Annotated in this window: 22 protein-coding genes; 14 read left to right on the top strand and 8 right to left on the bottom strand. The window is 67.3% G+C overall.

All coding sequences use genetic code 11. The features are described 5' to 3' along the window. Window positions 1-172: 172 nt before the first annotated feature. From sseA to GLS40_RS15330, 3 genes are all read left to right on the top strand, one after another. The gene (gene sseA, locus GLS40_RS15340; RefSeq protein ID WP_202076218.1) at window positions 173-1,045 is read left to right on the top strand and encodes a 3-mercaptopyruvate sulfurtransferase; all 873 of its coding nucleotides are present in this window, start codon (window positions 173-175) and stop codon (window positions 1,043-1,045) included. Continuing rightward, window positions 1,045-2,229 (top strand): amino acid aminotransferase, encoded by a 1,185-nt coding sequence (locus GLS40_RS15335; protein WP_160383622.1) that lies wholly within the window; start codon window positions 1,045-1,047, stop codon window positions 2,227-2,229. The genes sseA and GLS40_RS15335 overlap by 1 nt, the downstream gene beginning before the upstream one ends. A 187-nt stretch (window positions 2,230-2,416) precedes the next feature. Further along, window positions 2,417-2,998, top strand: coding sequence for a VOC family protein (locus tag GLS40_RS15330; protein ID WP_160383621.1), 582 nt, complete (start codon window positions 2,417-2,419; stop codon window positions 2,996-2,998). A 177-nt stretch (window positions 2,999-3,175) separates the two neighbouring features. Here the strand turns inward: GLS40_RS15330 and dapA are convergent, their stop codons facing one another. Further along, a complete protein-coding gene (gene dapA, locus GLS40_RS15325) occupies window positions 3,176-4,051 on the bottom strand; it encodes a 4-hydroxy-tetrahydrodipicolinate synthase (RefSeq protein ID WP_160383620.1) in 876 nt (291 codons plus the stop codon). Between the two features lie 108 nt (window positions 4,052-4,159). On the opposite strand from dapA, the gene GLS40_RS15320 reads away from it, so the two are divergent. Continuing rightward, the gene (locus tag GLS40_RS15320) at window positions 4,160-6,148 is read left to right on the top strand and encodes a lytic transglycosylase domain-containing protein (RefSeq protein ID WP_160383619.1); all 1,989 of its coding nucleotides are present in this window, start codon (window positions 4,160-4,162) and stop codon (window positions 6,146-6,148) included. Between the two features lie 6 nt (window positions 6,149-6,154). On the opposite strand, the gene GLS40_RS15315 is transcribed toward GLS40_RS15320, so the two are convergent. Then, on the bottom strand, window positions 6,155-6,820 hold the full coding sequence (locus tag GLS40_RS15315; RefSeq protein ID WP_235905950.1) for a P-loop NTPase fold protein: 666 nt from the start codon (window positions 6,818-6,820) through the stop codon (window positions 6,155-6,157). A 534-nt stretch (window positions 6,821-7,354) separates the two neighbouring features. On the opposite strand from GLS40_RS15315, the gene GLS40_RS15310 reads away from it, so the two are divergent. Beyond that, on the top strand, window positions 7,355-8,563 hold the full coding sequence (locus tag GLS40_RS15310) for an ROK family transcriptional regulator (protein WP_328598915.1): 1,209 nt from the start codon (window positions 7,355-7,357) through the stop codon (window positions 8,561-8,563). A 4-nt stretch (window positions 8,564-8,567) separates the two neighbouring features. Here the strand turns inward: GLS40_RS15310 and GLS40_RS15305 are convergent, their stop codons facing one another. Then, the gene (locus GLS40_RS15305) at window positions 8,568-9,878 is read right to left on the bottom strand and encodes a type I glutamate--ammonia ligase (RefSeq protein ID WP_160383618.1); all 1,311 of its coding nucleotides are present in this window, start codon (window positions 9,876-9,878) and stop codon (window positions 8,568-8,570) included. Between the two features lie 125 nt (window positions 9,879-10,003). Here GLS40_RS15305 and GLS40_RS15300 point away from each other — a divergent pair, with 125 nt between their 5' ends. Beyond that, window positions 10,004-10,684: an isochorismatase family cysteine hydrolase gene (locus GLS40_RS15300; protein ID WP_160383617.1), complete on the top strand. Its 681-nt coding sequence runs from the start codon at window positions 10,004-10,006 to the stop codon at window positions 10,682-10,684. Here GLS40_RS15300 and ubiG read toward each other — a convergent pair. Beyond that, complete coding sequence (gene ubiG, locus GLS40_RS15295) at window positions 10,654-11,400, bottom strand: bifunctional 2-polyprenyl-6-hydroxyphenol methylase/3-demethylubiquinol 3-O-methyltransferase UbiG (RefSeq protein WP_160383616.1); 747 nt, start codon at window positions 11,398-11,400, stop codon at window positions 10,654-10,656. The two genes, GLS40_RS15300 and ubiG, sit on opposite strands and share 31 nt — an antisense overlap. Before the next feature lie 51 nt (window positions 11,401-11,451). Between ubiG and pip the strand changes: the two genes are divergently transcribed. After that, window positions 11,452-12,429 carry a prolyl aminopeptidase gene (pip, locus tag GLS40_RS15290; RefSeq protein ID WP_160383615.1) on the top strand — a complete coding sequence of 326 codons (978 nt, stop codon included), beginning with the start codon at window positions 11,452-11,454 and terminating at the stop codon, window positions 12,427-12,429. A gap of 3 nt (window positions 12,430-12,432) precedes the next feature. On the opposite strand, the gene GLS40_RS15285 is transcribed toward pip, so the two are convergent. After that, window positions 12,433-12,882, bottom strand: coding sequence for an SRPBCC family protein (locus tag GLS40_RS15285; RefSeq protein ID WP_160383614.1), 450 nt, complete (start codon window positions 12,880-12,882; stop codon window positions 12,433-12,435). A 49-nt stretch (window positions 12,883-12,931) separates the two neighbouring features. On the opposite strand from GLS40_RS15285, the gene GLS40_RS15280 reads away from it, so the two are divergent. Next, the gene (locus GLS40_RS15280; RefSeq protein ID WP_160383613.1) at window positions 12,932-13,273 is read left to right on the top strand and encodes an ArsR/SmtB family transcription factor; all 342 of its coding nucleotides are present in this window, start codon (window positions 12,932-12,934) and stop codon (window positions 13,271-13,273) included. Window positions 13,274-13,275: 2 nt separating this feature from the next. Here GLS40_RS15280 and GLS40_RS15275 read toward each other — a convergent pair whose 3' ends face one another. Together GLS40_RS15275 and GLS40_RS15270 are read right to left on the bottom strand one after the other, a co-directional pair. Continuing rightward, a complete protein-coding gene (locus GLS40_RS15275) occupies window positions 13,276-13,737 on the bottom strand; it encodes a PaaI family thioesterase (RefSeq protein ID WP_160383612.1) in 462 nt (153 codons plus the stop codon). A gap of 97 nt (window positions 13,738-13,834) precedes the next feature. Then, the gene (locus tag GLS40_RS15270) at window positions 13,835-14,218 is read right to left on the bottom strand and encodes a PaaI family thioesterase (RefSeq protein WP_160383611.1); all 384 of its coding nucleotides are present in this window, start codon (window positions 14,216-14,218) and stop codon (window positions 13,835-13,837) included. A gap of 119 nt (window positions 14,219-14,337) precedes the next feature. On the opposite strand from GLS40_RS15270, the gene GLS40_RS15265 reads away from it, so the two are divergent. Beyond that, entirely contained in the window at window positions 14,338-14,745 is a 408-nt protein-coding gene (locus tag GLS40_RS15265) for an acyl-CoA thioesterase (RefSeq protein WP_160383610.1), read from the top strand. 7 nt (window positions 14,746-14,752) lie between these two features. On the opposite strand, the gene GLS40_RS15260 is transcribed toward GLS40_RS15265, so the two are convergent. Next, window positions 14,753-15,925, bottom strand: a complete 1,173-nt coding sequence (locus GLS40_RS15260; protein WP_160383609.1) for a MalY/PatB family protein — start codon at window positions 15,923-15,925, stop codon at window positions 14,753-14,755. Between the two features lie 174 nt (window positions 15,926-16,099). Here GLS40_RS15260 and def (GLS40_RS15255) point away from each other — a divergent pair, with 174 nt between their 5' ends. The 5 genes from def (GLS40_RS15255) (at window position 16,100) to GLS40_RS15235 (ending at window position 20,895) form a co-directional block, all read left to right on the top strand. After that, window positions 16,100-16,615: a peptide deformylase gene (def, locus tag GLS40_RS15255; RefSeq protein ID WP_160383608.1), complete on the top strand. Its 516-nt coding sequence runs from the start codon at window positions 16,100-16,102 to the stop codon at window positions 16,613-16,615. Next, window positions 16,615-17,115, top strand: coding sequence for a peptide deformylase (gene def / locus GLS40_RS15250; RefSeq protein WP_160383607.1), 501 nt, complete (start codon window positions 16,615-16,617; stop codon window positions 17,113-17,115). Before def (GLS40_RS15255) ends, def (GLS40_RS15250) begins: the two co-directional genes overlap by 1 nt. Then, window positions 17,112-17,606, top strand: a complete 495-nt coding sequence (gene def, locus GLS40_RS15245) for a peptide deformylase (protein WP_160383606.1) — start codon at window positions 17,112-17,114, stop codon at window positions 17,604-17,606. Before def (GLS40_RS15250) ends, def (GLS40_RS15245) begins: the two co-directional genes overlap by 4 nt. Before the next feature lie 477 nt (window positions 17,607-18,083). Beyond that, the gene (fmt, locus tag GLS40_RS15240) at window positions 18,084-18,989 is read left to right on the top strand and encodes a methionyl-tRNA formyltransferase (RefSeq protein ID WP_160383605.1); all 906 of its coding nucleotides are present in this window, start codon (window positions 18,084-18,086) and stop codon (window positions 18,987-18,989) included. A 547-nt stretch (window positions 18,990-19,536) separates the two neighbouring features. Then, entirely contained in the window at window positions 19,537-20,895 is a 1,359-nt protein-coding gene (locus tag GLS40_RS15235) for a dicarboxylate/amino acid:cation symporter (RefSeq protein WP_235905949.1), read from the top strand. The last annotated feature ends 466 nt before the right edge of the window (window positions 20,896-21,361 follow it).

Below are 21,361 nucleotides of genomic sequence, written 5' to 3'. Positions count from 1 at the left end.
GCTCTGGTCCTTCGCTCGGATACCCGAGACTACTCTGCCGCGGGTCCTGTCGCGACCCGGATGTTGCGTGTTGTGCGGTCGGCGGGTTTGCGTCGGGCGGGTCGGTTCGGCCATGCGCACTTGCCAGATGCCCCCTCCGGCGATAGGCAGGGAACGCCCTGACGGAGGGCATATGAGATGGGAGAGGAAGGCCGTGGACGATCCGAAAACACTAGTTTCGACCGATTGGCTGGCCGCCCATCTGAAGGATCCCGACCTGCGGATCCTGGATGCGAGCTATTTCCTGCCCGGCGTCGACCGGGACGCCAAGGCCGAATATGACGCCGCACATATCCCGGGCGCGCGATTCTTCGACATCGACGAGATCAGCGACCAGCGCTCGGACCTGCCCCATATGGCCCCGCCGGTCGAAAAGTTCATGAGCCGGATGCGCGCCATGGGCGTGGGCGACGGGCACCAGGTGGTGGTCTACGACAGCCAGGGCCTGTTCTCGGCCGCCCGCGTGTGGTGGCTGTTCCGCCTGATGGGCCAGAACGACGTGGCCGTGCTGGACGGCGGTCTGCCCAAATGGCAGGCCGAGGGGCGCGAGATCGAGGACATGCCGCCGATGGTGCGCGATCGCCACATGACGGTGCGCCGCCAGAACCAGCTGGTGAAGGACGTCACCCAGGTGTCGGCCGCGTCGAAGCTGGGCGATTACGACATCATCGACGCCCGCGCTGCGAACCGTTTCCGGGGCGAGGCGGCCGAGCCGCGCCCGGGCCTGCGCAGCGGCCATATCCCCGGCTCGCGCAACGTGCCCTTCACCACGCTGCTGAACGACGACAAGACGATGAAGACGCCGGACGAGATGCGCGCGGTCTTCGAGGCCGCGGGCGTGAGCCTGAGCAAGCCGGTGATCACCACCTGCGGCTCGGGCGTGACCGCCGCCGTGCTGTCGCTTGCGCTGGAGATCATCGGCAAGCGCGACCATTCCCTCTATGACGGGTCCTGGGCCGAGTGGGGGGCATTCCCCACGGTTCCCGTCGCAACCGGAGACGCCTGATGTTCAACGCTCTGAAAGAGCAGCCCGCCGACAAGATCCTGATGCTGATGGAGATGTTCAAGGCCGACGACCGGCCGACGAAGATCGACCTGGGCGTGGGGGTCTACAAGAACGCCGAGGGCGTGACCCCGGTGATGCGCGCCGTGAAGGCGGCCGAGAAGCGCATCCTGGAGGAGCAGGAGACCAAGGCCTATACCGGCCTTGCCGGCGATCCGGCCTATGGCGACGCGATGGTGTCGCTGGTGCTGGGCGATGCGGTCGCGCGCTCCAACGTGGCCGCGGTGGCGACGCCGGGCGGCACCGGCGCGGTGCGCCAGGCCTTCGAGCTGATCCGCATGGCCAATCCCGGCGCCCGCGTCTTTGTCTCTGACCCGACCTGGCCGAACCATCTGAGCATCCTGAAGTATCTGGGGATGGAGGTCGTCAGCTACCGCTATTTCGACAGCGAGACAGGCGGCGTCGATTTCGGCGGGATGATGGCGGATCTGAAGGGCCTGCGCGCGGGCGATGTGGTGCTGCTGCACGGCTGCTGCCACAACCCGACCGGCGCGAACCTGAACATGACCGAGTGGAAGGCCGTGATCGCGGCGATGACCGCCGCCGGGGCGGTGCCGATGATCGACATCGCCTACCAGGGGTTCGGCGACGGTCTGGAGGCCGATGCGGCGGCGGTGCGGCTGGTGGCCGCCTCGGTCCCCGAATGTCTGATCGCGGCGAGCTGTTCCAAGAATTTCGGCATCTACCGCGAGCGCACCGGCCTGCTGATGGCGGTGGCGCAGGACAGCGGTCTGCATGCGGTGACCCAGGGCAACCTGGCCTTTCTGAACCGGCAGAACTATTCCTTTCCGCCCGATCACGGCGCGCGGGTGGTGTCGACCATCCTGACCGACGACGGGCTGAGGGCCGACTGGATGGCCGAGCTGGAAGATGTGCGCCTGTCGATGCTGGGCCTGCGCGAGCAGCTGGCCGCGGAATTGCAGCGGCTGTCCGGATCGGACCGCTTTGCCTTCCTCGCGCAGCACCGGGGCATGTTCTCGCGCCTGGGCTGTTCGGGCGAGCAGGTCGAGGCGCTGCGCCGCGATCACGGCATCTACATGGTCGGTGACAGCCGGATGAACATCGCCGGGCTGAACAAGACCACCGTGCCGATCCTGGCCAAGGCGATCATCGACTCGGGGATCTGACCCCGGGGGGCGAGGCGCCGGCTCGCGGGCCGGCGCGACCCGCCGTGCCGCGGCGCAGGGCCGGCTGGCCGTTGGGGTCCGGCTTCGGTTGACGCATCGGCCCGCGGCGCTCACTTTCCTTCTGCGGCAGACTGCCCGTCGCAGGATGCCCGTTGCAGAATGCCCGTTGCACAATGGAGGAGCCGAGATGCGCAAGATGCAGGTTCAGGGCGTGCACCACATCACGCTGACCGGGGCGGACCGGCAGAGCTCGATCGATTTCTGGGAGGGCGTGCTGGGCATGCCCTTCGTCTTCGACCAGCCGAACCTGGACAATCCGGACGAGGGGCACCTCTATTTCGATCCGGGCGACGGGCGGCTGATCACCGTCTTCACCAACGAGACCCGCAAGCGGGTGCATAACCGTACCCCGATGGACCCGGGCTGCGTGCATCACATCGCCTTCAACGTCAGCCAGGCGACCTTTCGCCAGACCGTCGAGCGGCTGAACGAGCGCGGCATCGGGCATTCCGGGCCCAAGGACCGGGGGTTCATGGATTCGATCTATTTCAAGGATCCGCTGGGGCTGCTGATCGAGCTGGCCTCGTACCGGTTCGAGCCGCCCGCCGGGTCGAGCCATGCCGCGGTCCTGCTGGAGGCGCATCGGATCCGGGTGGAGCGGGGGGATTACAACATCGCCGAGATCCATCTGGCCGATGCGATCGAGCGGATCGTGGAACGGTCGACGGGGACGCTGTCGGACAGTCGCGGGGCGGCGGATCCCTATTGAATGGCGCTTGAAGGGTGTGGCCGGGCGCGGGGCGCCCCGGCCGGGGAAAGGGGGGCTGTCTGCCCCCCTCTTGCGCCAGTGGCGCAATTCACCCCCCGAGGATATTTCCGGCCAGAGGAAGCGGGCGGGGTGGTGCCTTGATGGGCGCGGCCGCTTTCCGGAGGCGGCCGCGTCCGGTCAGTTGATCAGGCCGGCGTGGCGCATGGCGCCGCGGATGCGGTCCCGGGTCGAGGGTTCGACCGTCATCAGGGGCAGGCGCACCTCGTCCGAACACAGGCCCAGTTCGGACATGGCGAACTTGGCGCCGGCGAGGCCGGGTTCGACGAAGATCGCCTCGTGCAGGGGCATCAGACGGTCCTGGTAGATCAGCGCCTTGGCGTAATCGCCGGCCAGGGTGGCCTCCTGGAACTCGGCGCAGAGGCGGGGGGCGACATTGGCCGTGACCGAGATCGCGCCGACCCCGCCGTGGGCGTTGAAGCCGAGGGCGGTGGCGTCCTCGCCCGAGAGCTGGATGAAGTCGGGCCCGCAGGCGGCGCGCTGCTGGCTGACACGCTCGATCTTGCCGGTGGCATCCTTCACCCCGACGATGCGCGGCAGTTTCGCCAGCTCGCCCATCGTGGCCGGGGTCATGTCGATCACAGAGCGGCCGGGGATGTTGTAGATGACGATCGGCAGCTCGCAGCAGTCGTGCAGCACCTTGAAATGTTCGTAGAGGCCACGCTGGGTGGGCTTGTTGTAATAGGGCGTGACCACCAGGGCGGCATCGGCACCGACCTTTTCCGCGTGACGGATCAGGCGGATGCCCTCGGTCGTGTTGTTGGACCCGGCGCCGGCGATGACCGGAATGCGGCCGGCGGCAAATTCCACGACCTTCTCCACCACCAGCTCATGCTCGCGGTGCGAGAGGGTGGGGCTTTCGCCGGTGGTGCCGACGGGGACCAGGCCGTGAGAGCCTTCCTCGACATGCCAGTCGACCAGCTTCTTGAGCGTGTCCAGATCCAGCTCGCCGTCTCTGAACGGCGTGACGAGGGCGGGAATGGATCCCTTGAACATGACACGCTCCTTTCTGCATGTAAGGGCCACCCTGCCGGGATTGTGAGTTGAAGGCAGGGGGCACGGGGTTATCCTTGTGCCGGTGTCTATCGAGACTCGTCGGGAAAAATGCAAGTGATCTTAGGTTTCGCGCGCAGCCTTTTGGCGGCGGCATTGGCGTTTTCAATGGTCACCGGCGCCCAGCCGGTGCAGGCCGATCCGCGGCCCGAACCGCCGCGCCCGCTGCGCAGCGCGTTCCATGCGATGGCGCGGGGCGACTGGCCGCGCGCGGCGGAACTGGCCGCGCGGGACGGGGCGGCGGCGCAGGCGCTGATCGAATGGCACCGTCTGCGGGCGGGCCGGGGCACCCTGCCGCAATACATGGCGTTCACCGCCGCCCATCCGGACTGGCCGGGCATGGACTACCTGCGCAAGCGCGGCGAGGCGCAGCTGGACGGCGCCGGCGATGCCGAGATCCTCGCCTATTTCCGCGCGGCGGCGCCGCAGACCGGACAGGGCGTGTTGCTGCGCGCCGGGGCGCTGGAGAGAACCGGCGAGACCGGCGAGGCCGAGGCGAGCATCGTGCTGGCCTGGCGCAACATGGAGCTGAACGCCGAGGATCACCTGGCCTTCCTCAACCGCTATGCCGCCCTTCTGAAACCGCATCATGCGGCGCGGCTGGACATGGCCCTGTGGCGCGGTCTGACGGATGATGCCAACCGCATGGCCCTGCTGGTGGACGAGAGCCATTGGCAGCTGGCCGAGGCCCGGCGCGCCCTGCAGACCGATGCCGGCAATGTGGACACGCTGATCGAGGCGCTGCCCAAGGCGCTGGCCGACGATCCGGGGCTGGCCCACGACCGGTTCGAATGGCGCATCCGCAAGGGCCGCAGCGACGAGGCGCGCGAGCTGATGCTGGAGCGCAGCGCACGGCCCGGCGGGCTGGGCCTGCCCGAGGAATGGGCCCGTCGCCGCCGCGATTTCGCGCGCGCGGACATGCGTGCGGGCCAGGCGGACCGGGCCTATCGGCTGGCCTCGACCCACCAGCTGCGGCAGGGGTCGGATTTTGCCGATCTGGAATGGCTGTCGGGGTACCTGGCCCTGCGCAAGCTGCAGCGCCCGGACACCGCGCTGGCGCATTTCCAGCGCATGCGCGACGCGGTGCAGACGCCGATCTCGCTGGGCCGGGCCTATTACTGGATCGGCCGGGCCGAGGAAGCCGCCGGACACAGGGCCAAGGCGCAGGCGGCCTATGAGGAAGGGGCGCTGTACCAGACCAGTTTCTACGGGATTCTGGCGGCGGAAAAGGCCGATGTGCCTTTCGACATGGACCTGACCGGGATCGAGACCTTTCCCGACTGGCGGCAGGCGCCCTTCATGACTTCGGATCTGCGCGAGGCGGCGATGCTGCTGCTGGCCAGCGGGCAGGAGGGGCTGGGCGAACGGTTCCTGACGCAGCTGGCCCAGGGGCTGGATCGGGTTCAACTGGGCCAGCTGGGCGCGATGATGGAGGAGCGCGGCGAGGCGCATCTGGAGGTCGTGCTGGGCAAGGCGGGCGCGGGCAACGGCATCGTGGTGCCGCGGCACTATTATCCGCTGCACCCGATGCACGAGATGGACCTGCCGGTGCCGATGGAGCTGGCCCTGTCCATCGCCCGGCGCGAAAGCGAGTTCGATCCCGGGGTGACCAGCCATGTGGGCGCGGGCGGGCTGATGCAGCTGATGCCGGGCACCGCGCGCGATGTGGCGCGCAGCCTGGGCATCAGCCACGAATCGACCCGGGTCTGGGGCGACTGGGCCTATAACGCGCAGCTCGGCTCGGCCTATCTGGCGGGGCTGGCGGCGGATTTCTCGGGCAATGTGCTGCTGGTGTCGGCCGGGTACAACGCGGGGCCGGGCCGGCCCGCGCGCTGGATCAGCGAATATGGCGATCCGCGCAGCCGGGTGGTGGACGCGGTCGACTGGATCGAACACATCCCCTTCAACGAGACGCGCAACTACGTGATGCGTGTGGCCGAAAGCCTGCCGATCTATCGCGCCCGGCTGGGCCAGGACCCGCTGCCGGTGCCGTTCAGCGAAGAGCTGAAGGGTTCGACCCTGCTGCCCGCGGGGGACTGACGCGGGTCACTCCGGGCGGTAGAGGATATCGGGCGGGGTCAGCGTGGCCGCCATGTGATCGACATTGACCATATCGTTGCCCTCGGCCCGGGCGCGGGCGTCCTCGGCGCTCAGCCCGTGGTCGCGCCAGCGGCGGATCAGGCGGGTGCGCAGGGTGTCGCGCGGCACCTCAAGGTGGATGCGCAGCGCCCAGAGCGGATGCGCATCGCACCAGGGCGGGGCGGAGGAGGAGAGGTAATTGCCCTCGACCACCGCGATCCGGTGCCGGGGCGCGACCTCGATCGCGGCGGCGCGCGACAGGTCGGCGGCTCGGTCGAACTCTGGCAGCAGAACGGTCGGTTCCCGGGTCAGGCGGTTCAGAGCATGGACAAATCCCTGCGCATCGAAGGTCTCGGCGGCGCCCTTGCGGGACATCAGCCCGCGTTGCTCCAGCAGGATGTTGTCGAGGTGGAAGCCGTCCATCGGCACGGCGACGGCCTGGTCTTCCTGCCGGTTCAGCTGTCGGGTGATCCACTCGGCCAGGGTGGACTTCCCGGAGCCGGGCGCGCCGGACAGGCCGATCAGCAGGCGGGGTGCGGCGGGCGGCATCAGCAGGATGCGGCGCAGGAGGGTCTGTGGCGATGTCAGCGTTTCGGTCATGCGCGCCCCTCGGTCCTGTGGCCTGTCGGTCATGGGCCCCGTCCTTGACGGGCCCGTCTGTCTTGAGTCGTGTCTGTCTTGAGTCGTGTCTGTCGGGGGCCGTGTCTGTCATGGGCCGTGACGATCAGCGGCCACCCCGGGGGTCAGGATGGCCGCTGACGCACCGGCCCCGCAAGGCCGGACATGGTAATCCCGGTGCCTGCACCCCATCCCTAGGCACCGGGACCGGGGGCGGCCGCCCCGAGCCGCCCCCTTTCGGCCCCGCGGGCGCAACGCCCCGGGACCTGTTCGATGATCTGTGCACCGACACGCAGGCTGCGCGCCCGGACATGGCCGGCGCTCCCCGCACGATGATCTGAAAAACTGCTCTCTCGATGGCCGTTTCGGCCGGTCCCCCCATGTCGGTCGCATGGTATCGCCCAGACCGCCCCCCACGGCTCTGCAACCTGACGGGGTGTATACATGCATCGGTGCAATCCACACGTCAATAACTAATTCACTATGATTTATCTATTGACGAACCTGCGACCTGTGCACATCCTCGCCCTTCTAGGGTAGGAGGGGACCTTGGACGATCTGGTTGACGACGACAACCGCGGCCGCGCGATAATGCAACACGCGATGCTGGGGGCGAACCACACCGGAATGCGGGCCCGGAACGAGCGGCTTGTCCTGTCGCTGATCCGGCGCAACGGCGCTTTGCCGAAATCCGAAATCGCGCGGATGACCGGGCTGTCGGCACAGACCGTTTCGGTGATCATGCGCGCGCTGGAAGAGGACGGCCTGCTGCTGAAATGCGATCCCGTGCGCGGGCGGGTGGGGCAGCCATCGGTTCCGATGGACCTGGCGCCGGACGGGGCGTTTTTCCTTGGCCTCAAGGTCGGGCGGCGGCGGACCGAAATGGCGCTGGTGGATTTCACCGGCGCGGCCCGCGGGCACAAGGTCACGCGCCACGATTACCCCACGCCTGACGCGACGGTGGAATTCGCCATCCGCGCCGCCGGGGACCTGGTGCCCGCCCTGGGAGACGAACTGGCCGGTCGGGTCGCCGGGATGGGCATCGGCCTGCCATATCAGATGTGGGAATGGGCGCCCGCCCTGCACGTATCGCGCGACGCGATGGCCGATTGGCGGCAGCGCGACATCCAGGCGGAACTGGCCGAAGCCCTGCCCTGGCCGGTGCTGCTGGAAAACGACGCCTCGGCCGCCTGCAATGCGGAACTGGTTCTGGGCAAGGGCGATCTGCCCGAGAATTTCCTCTATGCCTTCATCGGTTTCTACATCGGTGGCGGGCTGGTGCTGAACGGCTGCCTGCATCCCGGGCCGACGGGCAATGCCGGGGCGCTGGCCTCGATGCCCGTGCCGGACGGACAGGGCGGGGCGCGGCAGCTGATGCGCGTCGCCTCGCTTTCGGTGCTGGAGGAACGCCTGGGCGGCGAAGGCGGCCACCTCTGGGAAGGGCTTGAGAACTGGAACATCCCGCCCGATGTGCTGGAGACCTGGATTGGCGAGGCCGCGCAGGGTCTGGCCCATGCCGCCGCCTCGGCCTCGGCGCTCTGCGATGTGGACGCGCTGGTCATCGACGGCTGGCTGCCCGCCGGGCTGCGCGACCGTCTGGCGCAGGAGGTCGGGCGCGCGATGGAGGGCATCGACATGTCGGGCATCCGCCGGCCCGAGGTCCGCATCGGCACAGTCGGCCCGCTCGCCCGGTCGCTGGGCGCCGCCAGTCTGCCGCTGGCCGAACGCTTCATGCTGGACAACGGGCAGTATTACTGACGTCTCAGTAGACCGACCCGTAAAGCGTGTGCACCTCGGCCGGGGCCATCCCGGCGACATGGGCCGCCTCGAACCGCTTGTGCGCCAGATAGACGGGCAGGAAGCCCTCGGGGAACCAGCCCGCCACCGTCTCGCTCGCCTCCAGCCGGTCCAGCGCGGCGCCCAGCGTTTCGGGCAGGCGGAGATAGCCACGATCCGCCAGCGTCGCGGCATCCAGCAGCGACAGGTCCTCTTCGCTGGCGGGGGGCGGGGGCAGGCCCTCCTCGATCCCCTGCACGCCGGCATGGACGATGGCGGCCAGCGCCAGGTGCGGCGCGGCGGCGCTGTCCGCGGCGCGGTATTCGAAGTGATACTGCCGGGCAATCGCCTTGGGATCGCGCGCCGTGACGGGGCAGATGCGCACCGCCGCCTCGCGGTCGCGAAAGCCCAGGTTGTTGTACGCCGCGCTCCACCTGTGCGGGGTCAGCCGGGCGTAGGAGATCACCGAGGGCGCGGTAAAGGCCAGGATCCGGTCGAGGTATTTCAGGATGCCCGCGATGAAGCTGCCGGTCAGCGCCGACATGCCGCGGGGCCCGTCGGGATCGTGGGTCGCCGGATCCCCGGCGGCATCCGAAAAGGACATGTGGATATGCGCCCCGTTGCCGACCGAGGCCGGGTCGCGGATCGGGGTAAAGCTCGCCACCTCGCCGTGCCGCCGGGCGATGGTGCGGGTCAGTTCGCGCAAAATGGTCGACTGGTCGGCGATGGTCACACCGGTGGCGGGGCCCATCGTCACCTCGTACTGGTCGGGGCCGTATTCCTTCATGATCGTGTCGGGATCCAGCCCGGTGGCCCGCATCGCGCCCATCAGGTCGCCCAGCAGGCCCGCCTGCGCCCGGAACCCGTCGAGCGTATAGGCCCAGCCCGGCCCGGTGCCGCCCGGGGTCAGCTGGAATTCATGCTCGAAGGCGCCATGCAGGGTCAGCCCGGCCACGCGGTTCAGCCGGTCCAGCGCGCCGCGCAGGATCGCGCGGGTGCAGCAGGCCCAGGGCGTGCCTTCGGTCGTCAGGATGTCGCCCAGCATGAAATGTTCGTCCGGCCCGCCGCCCGGGTCGGCCAGCTTTACCTCGGTCGCGGCGTCGGGCAGCAGAAGCAGGTCGCCCAATGCGCCGAAGGGGCTGTCGGCGATGACGTCGAAACAGGTGATCTGCACATTGGTCGGGGTCCAGCCCAGGCCGCGGGTCAGGCGCAGCGCGCGGTCGGCGGCGGGAAAGGCCTTGCCCCGGGTGCGCCCGGCAATGTCATGGGTCGCAACAAAGATCAGCGGTTCGGGCATGGGCACCTCCGGGCATGCGGTGCGGGCAGGGTGGGCGCGCACAGCGCCCCGCGTCAAGCCGGGCGGGCCGTTGACAGGCGCAGGCCCCGGGACCATCGTCGCCCACGACCTGAAACGGAGCCGCCATGACCCTGACCCGCGACCTGCCGCTGGTGCCCGATCAGTCGGCCTTGCTGATCATCGACGTGCAGAACTTCAACTGCAGCCGCGAGGGGGGAGAGTTCGCCCATCTCGACGATGCCGCGTTCGAGGCGCAGGTCGGCCCCTTCCTGCGCCATATCCATGCCGAAACCATCCCCAACATGGCCCGAATCCAGGCCGCGTTCCGCCAGAAGGGGATGGAGGTGATCTATACCAACATCGAAAGCCTGACCAAGGACGGGCGCGACCGCAGCCTGGATTACAAGATCACCGGGTTCAACGTGCCCAGGGGCTCGTGGGACGCGCAGACCATTGATGCGCTCAAACCCGGGGAGGACGAGATCGTGATCCCCAAGACCTCGTCCTCGGTCTTCATCTCGACCAATATCGACTATGTGCTGCGCAATCTGGGTGTCCGGCAGCTGGTGATGGTCGGGCTGCTGAGCGATCAATGCGTGGAAAGCGCAATCCGCGACGCCTGCGATCTGGGCTATCTGGTGACCGAGGTGACGGATGCCTGCGCCACCATCACGCCCGAGCGGCACGCCAGTTCGCTCAAGGCGATCAGGGGCTATTGCCGGCAGGTCACGACCGCACAGCTGCTGGCCGAAATCGGCGGGAATCAGTCGGGGAATCAGACGGGGGCGACGGCGGCGGTGACGTAGTTCACGCTCAGATCCCGGTCGGAAATCTTCCACTGCCAGGACACGGGGTTGAAGACATAGCCCTTGCGGTCCAGCGGCTCCATCCCCGCGCGCCGGATCAGGTCATAGAGCTCGTCCGGCGTGATGAACTTGTTCCAGTCATGGGTGCCCTTGGGCAGCCAGCGCATCACCCATTCGGCCCCGAGGATGGCCATGCCAAAGCTCTTGGCGTTGCGGTTGATGGTCGAACACAGGTGCAGGCCGCCGGGTTTCAGCAACTCGCGGCAGGCGGTCAGATAGGCCAGCGGATCGGCGACATGTTCCACCACTTCCATGTTCAGCACCACGTCGAACTTTTCGCCCGCCGCTGCCATCGCCTCGGCCGTGGTGTGGCGATAGTCGATGTCCAGGCCCGACTGCTCGGCATGCAGCTGCGCGACGGGAATGTTCCGCTCGGCCGCGTCGGCGCCGACCACGGTCGCGCCCAGGCGGGCCATCGGTTCGCACAGCAGGCCGCCGCCGCAGCCGATATCCAGCAGGCGCAGCCCCTCGAACGGGCGTTTCGCGGTGGGGTCGCGGTCGAATTCAGCGGCGATCTGGCTGCGGATATAGTCCAGCCGCACCGGGTTCATCATGTGCAGCGGCTTGAACTTGCCCGCGGGATCCCACCATTCCGCCGCCATCGCCTCGAATTTCGCGACTTCGGCGGGGTCGATCGTTGATGTGGCGGCTGACATGATCCATCTCTTTCAGTGGCGCAGGTTTACCCCTGTCTATATAGGTTGAGCATGGACAAATACTCCGGCCAAAAGAGCGCAGCCCAGTTTCTGTACCCGCCAATCGACCCGTTCGATCAGCGTATGCTGGACGTGGGCGACGGGCACAGTGTCTATGTCGAACAATCCGGCGATCCCGACGGCATTCCCGTCGTTGTGCTGCACGGCGGCCCCGGCGGCGGCTGCAGCCCGGCGATGCGGCGCTATTTCGATCCGACGCGCTTTCGCGTGATCCTGTTCGACCAGCGCGGCTGCGGCCGCTCGCGCCCCCATGCCAGTGTCGCGGACAACACCACATGGCATCTGGTGGCGGATATCGAGACAATCCGCCAGACGCTGGACATCGAGACCTGGATCGCCTTTGGCGGAAGCTGGGGCGCCACCCTGGCGCTGATCTATGCGCAGAGCCATCCCGAGCGGGTGACCAACATCATCCTGCGCGGCGTCTTCCTGATGACCCGGTCCGAGCTCGACTGGTTCTATGGCGGCGGCGCGGGCAATTTCTGGCCCGAGGTCTGGAAACGTTTCGCCGACCTGATCCCCGCGGACGAGCGCGGCGACATGATCGCCGCCTACCACAAGCGCCTGTTCTCGGGCGATCTGCGCGAAGAGGTGAAATACGCCAAGGCCTGGTCCCAGTGGGAAAACGCCCTGGCCTCGATGTCGTCGAACGGTGCGGGGGGCGAGCCGCCGGGCGACTATGCCCGCGCCTTTGCCCGGCTGGAGAACCACTATTTCACCAATTTCGGCTTCCTGGAGGAGGACGGGCATATCCTGAACCGGATGGACCGTATCGCGCATATCCCCGGGGTGATCGTGCAGGGCCGGTACGACATGATCTGTCCGCCGCGCAAGGCCTATGACCTGGCCGCCGCCTGGCCGAATTCGGAACTGCGGATGATCCCGAACGCGGGCCACGCCCTGTCCGAACCCGAGATCAGCGCCGAACTGGTCCGCGTGATGAACCGGATCGCCAGCGCCCGGGGCTGACCGCTACCTGTACATCCCCTCGCGCAGGTTCAGGCCGTGTTCGACCCAGGCCTTCATCGCGCTGATCATCTGCGCCCAGCCCATGCAATTGCCGTAGCTCTGCTTCGTGCCCTTGTCGTTCGGGGCAAATCCTTCCTCGTGGATCGACACCAGCGTGCGCCCGTCGCCCAGGTCCTCGAACCGCATGGTGACACGGGTGGCCCCCTCGCCGCTGCCCTCGGGCCCGCCCCATTCCAGCACGATGCGCTGATCCGGCACCACCTCGGCGATATGGACCGGGAAAGCGCCGGGGAAGTCGTGGAAGTCCCAGGTGACGGTCGCGCCTTCCTCGATCCGGCCCTTTGCACCGCCGGTGGTAAAATAGCCTGACAGTTTCGCGGGGTCGGCCACGGCTTCGAACACCTCGTGCACGGGGCGGGCGATGCGTCCGCTGACCTCGAATTCCGGTTTCATGTCCGGTCCTCCCGTTGAATTGCGACTCAATATGTTATAGAATTATAACATGATTGACGAAGTTGCGGATGACAAGGTGTTCAGGGCGCTCGGCGCCCCCGTGCGGCGGGCGCTGATGGACGCGCTGCGCGAGCGCCCGCAGACGACCGGAGAGCTTTGCGCCCGGTTTCCCGAGGTGAACCGCTGCACGCTGATGCAGCATCTGGGCGTGCTGGAGGATGCGGGGATCGTGGTCGTGCGCCGTCAGGGCCGGCTGCGCTGGAACCACCTGGACGCGTTGCCGATCAAGCGGATACACGACCGTTGGATCGGCGATTACGCCGCCCATGCGGTCGACCTGATCGACCGGCTGAAGCTGGAACTGGAGGGCGAGGAACGCCCGGTCGGCTGACCTCAGATCGGCTTGTTGCCGTAGCCTTCGACCGGGACGGTGCGCAGTTTCTTCCAGACGCCGTGGGCGCGGCCAAGGACCTCTCCGTCCGAGATCAGGACCGATTCCATGAACAGCAGGCTGCCGGTGCGCTTGGCGATCCTGGGGTGCAGTTCGATGAACCGCCCGATCGGTGCGGCGGCCATGAAATCGTAGCTGAAGCTGACCGTCGCCACCGGGCCCTGCACCTCGTGGCGCGCCATACGGCCCATGCCGCGGTCGGCCAGCGTCATCAGCATGCCACCCTGCACCACGCCGTTGGAATTGCGGTGATGCTCGTCCGAGGTAAAGGCCAGGATCGGGACGCCGTCCTTGTCCTGGCGTTGCCACAGCGGGCCGACATGGCCGATGAAGCCGGTGTCATCGACAGGCGCCCAGCCTTCGCCCGGCGGGTGCATCAGGGTGTCAGCGGTGTCTTCGGCCATGTGTGCTCCGTCCGGTTCTGCGTCGCCACCGCCTAGCATGTTCCCTTGGCCGGGGGGAGATCAGGCGCGCGATTTGCCACATGCCTAAGCGGAATGGTCACTCGGACGGCACATGAGATGTTGTGACGTCGATCAGCTGCCGCCCGTCGGCGCGAAAGACCGCCGTGCGCACCACCGACAGGCGCCGCCCGCGTTTCACGTATTCGGCGCGGGCGGTCAGGGTGCCCTCGGTCGTGTTGGCCAGCAGGTTGGCGCTGAGGTTCACGGCAAGGGGGAAGCCCTTCATCCCCTTCTCGGTCGACACCCCGCCCAGCACCAGCCGGGTGGCGATGACATCGGCGAACCAGATCATCGCCCCGGCATGCACCGTGCCGAAGGGGTTCAGGATCCCGGGCTGCACCGGCATCTCGCCTGTGGCGATTTCTCCGGTCACCTCGTGCGCGGTAAATTGGATGGTGCCGTCGAATTCCGTGTCGGCCATGTCTGTCCTCCTTCTGATGCGGCCATTAGATGCACACGCATGCAAATCCGGCAACCCCCCGGTTGCCATCCCCTGCCCGGATTGCGAGGGTCGGGCATATCCCGAGGAAAGGACACCCGATGACCGATCAGCCCGGAACCGAGACGCTGCGCACCTATGTCCAGCCGTGGCATTGCGACGAGATGGGGCACATGAACGTGCGCCATTACCTGGGCATGTTCGACGATGCGGCCTTTGTCATGCTGGCGATGATCGGGCACCGCACGGATGAGAATTTCGGCTGGGCCGATGTGCAGCACACCATCCGCTACCTGGCCGAGGCCGAGCGCGGCACGCCGGTCGCGGTGCGTTCGGAACTGGTCAAGCTGGGGTCGAAATCGGTGACGGTGCTGCACCGGATGTTCGACATCACCACCGGCACCGCCCTGGCCGAGGCCGAGACGGTGACCGTGTATTTCGACCTCAAAGCCCGCAAGGCCGCCGCGATTCCCGAGGCCTATCGCACCGCGCTGGAAGCCCTCGGCTAGCCCGGGGTCACTGCAGATCGGCGAAGGCGGTCTTGAGCCGTTTCACCGCCTCGACCACATGCACGCGGGGGGTGGCGAAGTTGAAGCGGTTGAACATATCGCCGCCCTGGCCGAATGCCGGGCCCTGGTTCACGGCGATCTTGGCCTCTTCGGCGACGCGGCGCATGATCTCGTCCCGGTCCATGCCGGTGCCCGAGAAATCGACCCAGGCGAGGTACGTCGCCTCCAGCGGCATAGAGCGCAGGCCGGGGATTTCGGCGATCCCCTCGTCAAAGATCCGGCGGTTGCCATCCAGATAGGCGCAGAGCGCATCCACCCAGTCCGCCCCTTCGGGCGAATAGGCAGCCGTCGTCAGATGCTTGCCAAAGGCGTTGGGCGACAGGCCCAGGCCCGCCATCGTCGCCTCGAAGGTCGCGCGCAGTTTCGGATCGGCGATGATCACGTTGCCGGTATGCCCGCCCGCCAGGTTGAAGGTCTTGGTCGCCGCCGTCATCATCACCGTCCGGTGCGCCAGCTCGGGCGCCGCCACGGCAAAGGGCAGGTGCTTGTGGCCAGGCATGACGAGGTCGCAATGGATCTCGTCCGAGACGATCATCAGGTCGTGCTTTTCGCAGAACGCGCCCAGCTGGCGCAGTTCCTCGGCCGTCCAGCAGCGCCCGCCCGGGTTATGGGGGGAACACAGCAGCACCATCTTTTCGCGCCCGGTCAGCTGCTTTTCATAGGCGTCGAAATCCATCGCGTAGCGGCCATCGGATTCGGTCAGCTGGAACTGCACTACTTCGCGCCCGGCGGCGGCGATCACGCGGTGGAACGCGTGGTAGACCGGGGTGAAGAGGATGATCCCGTCGCCCGGCTGCGTCCAGCTGTGCAAGCAGAGCGCCGCGCCGTTCACCAGCCCATGAGTCGAAAAGATCCACTCGGGCTGGATCTGCCAGCCATGCCGCGTCTCGGCCCACCAGCGGATCGATTCCAGATAGTCCTGGTCCCCGCCGAAATAGCCGAACACCCCGTGATCGACATAGGCGCGCATCGCGTCGAGCACCTTTTGCGGCGGGCGGAAGTCCATGTCGGCGACCCACATCGGGATACCGCCGTCGGGCGATACGCCCGAATAGGTTTCCATGTTGTCCCATTTCGCGGAATGGGTGCCGCGCCGCTCGATGATCTCGTCGAAGTTCATATTGGCCCCGTCAATTGATCGGGCAACGCTAAACTCTGAGGCTCCAGCCGCAAGGGGTGCGGAGGTGCAGCGATGCACGGATGCCTTTGCGATCCCTTGAAAATTGCGCAATCGCATGCCGGTGGGCATTTGTCCGCCGTTGCGCGTCGCCGGGGCTTGTCATAAATGGACAAAATGAAACGTCCGATCCTGATCCATCCCGATCCGCGCCTGAAAAAGGTGGCCGCCCCGGTGGCGGACATCAACGACGAGTTGCGGGCTCTGGCCGACGATATGCTGGAAACCATGTACGATGCGCCCGGCATCGGGCTGGCCGCGCCACAGCTGGGCATCAGCGAGCGCCTGATCGTGATGGACTGCGTGAAGGAGGAGGGCCCGCCCCGCCCCTACGTGATGTTCAACCCGCAGGTGGTGGCCAGTTCGGACGCGAAAAGCGTCTACGAGGAAGGCTGCCTGTCGATCCCCGAGCAATACGGCGAGGTCGAGCGCCCGGCCGAGGTCGAGGTGCGCTGGATCGACCGTGACGGGGTCGAGCGGGTCGAGACCTTCGACAAGCTGTGGGCGACCTGCGTGCAGCACGAGATCGACCACCTCGATGGCAAGCTGTTCATCGACTACCTGACGCCGATGCGCCGCCAGATGATCACCCGCAGGATGCAGAAGCTGAAGCGGGAACGGGCGCGGGTCTGATGGCCGTTCTGCCGATTGTCGCCTGGCCCGATCCCCGGCTGCGGCAGGTCTGCGATCCCGTGCCGTTCGGGGCCGACCGCACGGCGCTGATCGCCGACATGTTCGAGACGATGTATGCCGCCCCGGGCCGTGGCCTGGCGGGCCCCCAGGTGGGCGTGATGGAACGCCTCTTCGTCATGGACGTGACCTGGAAGGAGGGCGAGCCCACCCCCGTCGCCTGCATCAACCCCGAGATCGTCGAGCGGTCCGAGGCGCATGCCGTGCGGGACGAGGCCTGCCTGTCCATCGTCGGTGTCGCCGCAGCGGTCTCGCGCCCGGCCGAGGTCGTGCTGCGCTGGTTCGATGCGGACTGGCACGAGGTGCAGGCCCGGCTGTCCGGCTTTCACGCCACCTGCGCGCAGCACGAATACGACCATCTGGACGGGCGGGTGATCCTTGACCACCAGACGCCCGAGGTGCGCGCGATCCTGGAACAGGCCTATGCAGGGGGCGCGGGATGACCGCCCGCCGTTGCATCCCCTGGCCCGACAAGCGCCTGCGCACCCCCGCCATCGCGGTCGAGGAGGTGACGGACGAAATCCGCGCGATCTGGCGCGACATGGTCGACACGATGGAGGCGATGCCGGGCGTGGGCCTTGCCGCGCCGCAGATCGGCATCATGCTCCGTCTGGCCGTGGTGGATGCCTCGGACAAGCGGGGGCAGGCGGTGCTGCTGGCCAATCCCGAGGTTCTGCATGCCTCGATCGAGCTGCGCGGCCATGAGGAGGCCAGCCCGAACCTGCCCGGCGTCTCGGCCCGGATCGAACGTCCCCGGGCGGTGACGGTGCGGTTCCTCAACAGCGCGGGCGAGGTCGAGGAGCGGGATTTCGTCGGCCTCTGGGCGACCAGCGTACAGCACCAGATCGACCATCTGGCGGGGCGGATGTATTTCGACCGGCTGAGCAAGATGAAACGGGACATGCTGCTGAGGCGGGCGAAAAAAGCGGGGTGATTGGTGCCTCGGGGTGCCCTTTGCGACGAGCCCGGGCCCGGAAACGGAGCCGTCCCGCATCCGTCCCGGTCACATGCGACTTTCCCGCAAACTGTTGATCCGAATGAGTTTTGTTGCTGTGCGCTTCACGTGCACAACCCCCTGCCCAAACCGCAGAACGAAAGCGAGGAGGGTGGCGCCCGACCCTGAGAGGGCATGTGCAGGGATTGAGATAGGCCGTGTGCTCTAAAGCAGAGATGGCGATTTTGCGGCTTGTGACATCGCCAAGCGCCCTCCCGGCCTGCGGCCGGGCGATACTGTGGGAACGTGGCGCCAGAAGATCGTGGCCCGCGCGGGTTTTGCGCCGTCACCTTTTCGGACAGGTCGCACCGTTTGCCACAAACTTGTGCCTCAGGCGCCAATCGCCGCGCGCCATCCCCTCTGGCCCCGCGCCGCACCGCGTTCTATGTCTCCCCCGACAGCACAGGAGGGCCGGACATGCGCGTGATCTTCATGGGAACCCCCGATTTCTCGGTCCCTGTCCTCGACGCGCTGGTCGCGGCGGGGCACGAGATCGCCGCCGTCTACTGCCAACCCCCGCGCCCCGCCGGCCGGGGCAAGAAGGACCGGCCGACCCCCGTGCACGCCAGGGCCGAGGCGCTTGGTCTGACGGTGCGCCACCCCAAGTCCCTCCGCAACGCCGAGGCGCAACAGGACTTTGCCGCGCTTGATGCCGATATCGCCGTTGTCGTGGCCTATGGCCTGATCCTGCCGCAGCCGATCCTCGACGCGCCGCGCCTGGGGTGCCTGAACATCCACGCCTCGCTGCTGCCGCGCTGGCGCGGGGCGGCGCCGATCCACCGGGCGATCATGGCGGGCGACCGGGAAACCGGCATCTGCATCATGCAGATGGAGGCCGGGCTCGACACCGGCCCGGTGCTGATGAAGGCTGCCACCATGATCGGCGATGAGGAAACCACCGCCGACCTGCACGACCGCCTGTCAGAGATGGGCGCGGGGCTGATCGTCGAGGCGCTGAACCAGATGCCCGACCTGACCCCCGAGCCCCAGCCCGAGGCGGGCGTGACCTACGCCCAGAAGATCGACAAGGCCGAGGCCCGCATCGACTGGACCCGCCCGGCCGAGGAGGTGGACCGCCAGATTCGCGGCCTCTCGCCCTTTCCCGGCGCCTGGACCGAGGTCGAAGGGCAGCGGATCAAGCTGCTTGCCTCGCGCCTGGCCGAGGGGGCGGGACAGCCCGGCGAGGTGCTGGACGATGCGCTGCGCGTTGCCTGCGGCAGGGGCGCGGTGGAAATCCTGCGCCTGCAACGGGCGGGCAAGGGTCCGCAGGAGCGCGAGCAGTTCCTGCGCGGCATGGCGCTGCCCGCGGGCACGATGCTCTGAAGGGCCTTGGCCTTGCCCTGACCGCATCCGTCACAGGGTGCCCGCCGGACCCGGCCAGCCGCGGGAGAGACGGCGGCAGGCGGTCTGCGGTGCGGTCAGGTCGGGCCATGTCGGGCGGATGGGCGCGGCGGTCTGTCGCGGCATCTTTCAAGGCAGGGATATTCCTTCCATGAGACGCTTGCCCCGGGGCAGGCCGGGCCGCCGCATGCAGCACCGTCCGTTCCGGCCGGCAACCTCCGCCGCGCGATCCCCGTGGGCCGCCGGGATGATGTGCCCCGGCTGGCCGATCTGCCGCAGGTGACGGGACCGGAATTCCCGCGGCCCGTGACGCGCCGACAGGGCCGAACGTCGCGACGTGCCGGCAGGTGAGTCGCGCCCCGGCGATTGTTTCCGAAATCAAAACCACGGCACCGGCACCGGGTTCCTGGCCCGATTCAGTGGCGTAACCCGTCGGAATCCGGGCATTTTCCTGCCAGAGGTCAAAGGAAACTATGCGTATTCCTGCATCCGTGTCACACTTTTGGAACAACCAACAGCGGAGGCTGAAATGACCACCACAACCATGACACCACCCGGTGGCGGCAAAATGTCCCTGACAGTCAAGGTGATGCTGGGGATGGGCCTTGGCCTGATCGTCGGCGTGATCTTCAACATGATCGATTCGAGCTTCATCAACACGCATGTCGTCGGCGGACTCTTCGCCATGATCGGCAAGATGTTCGTGAACGCGCTGAAGATGCTTGTCGTGCCGCTGGTCTTCTTCTCGCTGATCTGCGGCGTGACCGGCATCGGCGATATCCGCGTGCTGGGCCGGGTCGGCGGCAAGAGCTTTGCGCTCTACCTGGCGACCACGGCCATCGCCATTGCGGTGGCGATCCTGCTGGCCACGATCATCGGCCCGGGCAAGGGCTTTGACATGGCGGGCGTCGATACCACGGGCGTGACCGGGAAAGAGGCGCCTTCGGTCTGGGATGTCTTTGCCGGGATCGTGCCGACAAACCCCGTCGCCTCCTTCGCCAACGGCGACATGCTGCAGGTGATCTTTTACACGGTGATCCTGGGCATTGCGGTGCTGATGCTGGGCGGCAAGTCCAAACCCTTCATCGAAGGGTGCGAATACATGAACGAGGTGATGATGAAAGTCGTCTCGATCGTGATGGCCTTTGCCCCCTATGGCGTCTTCTGCCTGATCGCCAAGACCTTCACCGAACAGGGGATCGAGCTGTTCATCCCGGTGATGGCCTATGTGGTCACGCTGGTCCTGGCGCTGCTGCTGCACCTCTTCGGCACGCTGATGCTGCTGCTCAAGGCGTTGTCGGGTCTGAATCCCTTCATCTTCATGAAGAAGATGCGGCCGGCGCAGATCTTTGCCTTTTCGACCGCCTCGTCCAACGCGACGATCCCGGTCACGCTGCGCTGCACGACCCAGCGGGTGGGCGTGGACAACTCCGTCGCCTCGTTCTGCGTGCCCTTCGGCGCGACGATCAACATGGACGGCACGGCGATCATGCAGGGCGTGGCCACGGTCTTCCTGGCCAATGTCTATGGCATCGACCTCGGGCTTGGCGGCTATGTCACGGTGATCGCCATGGCGGTGCTGGCCTCCATCGGGACGGCGGGCGTGCCGGGCGTGGGCCTTGTCATGCTGACCATGGTGCTGAGCCAGGTCGGCCTGCCGATCGAAGGCATTGCCATCATTCTGGGCGTCGACCGGCTGATGGACATGATCCGCACGGCGGTGAACATCACAGGCGACGCCGTGGTGTCGACCATCGTGGCCAAGGGCGAGGGCAAGGTCGATATGGCGATCTTCAACGACCCGGATGCCGGGGTCATGACCGAGGACGATCTGGAAATGGACGAGGCGGCCGAGAAGGAGCTGGCCGCCTACGCCAAGCCGCACTGAGCCGGAGCTGTTGGGGGGGCGTCATGCGCGCCCCCTTCGGCCGGGGGAAAGGGTCGCCTGTGGCGGGGTCCGGTGCCCTGCCACGGGCGGTCTTGTCCCGTGGAGGCGGTTGGACGCCTCCGGCGGGAGTATTTTGGACGAGATGAAGATGGCGCGCGCGCGCTGTGTCGGACCGCGAGGCGGTCCAGCTCTTCGTCCTTGGTGAAGCGGGAGACGGCGGCGCGGGCGATGCGCCCGATCCCGTCGCCATCGCCGGTCGGCGGGTTGTCGCAGGTCTGGCAGTGCAGACGGGCGCGGCAGTGGCTGCTGCGCCATCATAATGCCGGGGGGCATCCGTCCCTGCATCCCTCATGCGGCGCGGACAGGGACCGGGTGGCACTGCCCGCCTCGCGCGCCCGGCATCCGGCGGCGGCCCCCTTTGCCCGCCGGATCAAGGCCGGGGCTGAGGCCCGGGGGCCTTGCACCA

Source organism: Pseudooceanicola pacificus (assembly GCF_009789075.1).
GTDB lineage: Bacteria > Pseudomonadota > Alphaproteobacteria > Rhodobacterales > Rhodobacteraceae > Pseudooceanicola > Pseudooceanicola pacificus.
The sequence above is the reverse complement of the archived record's forward strand: the minus strand, read 5'-3'. Positions and strand labels throughout refer to the sequence as shown.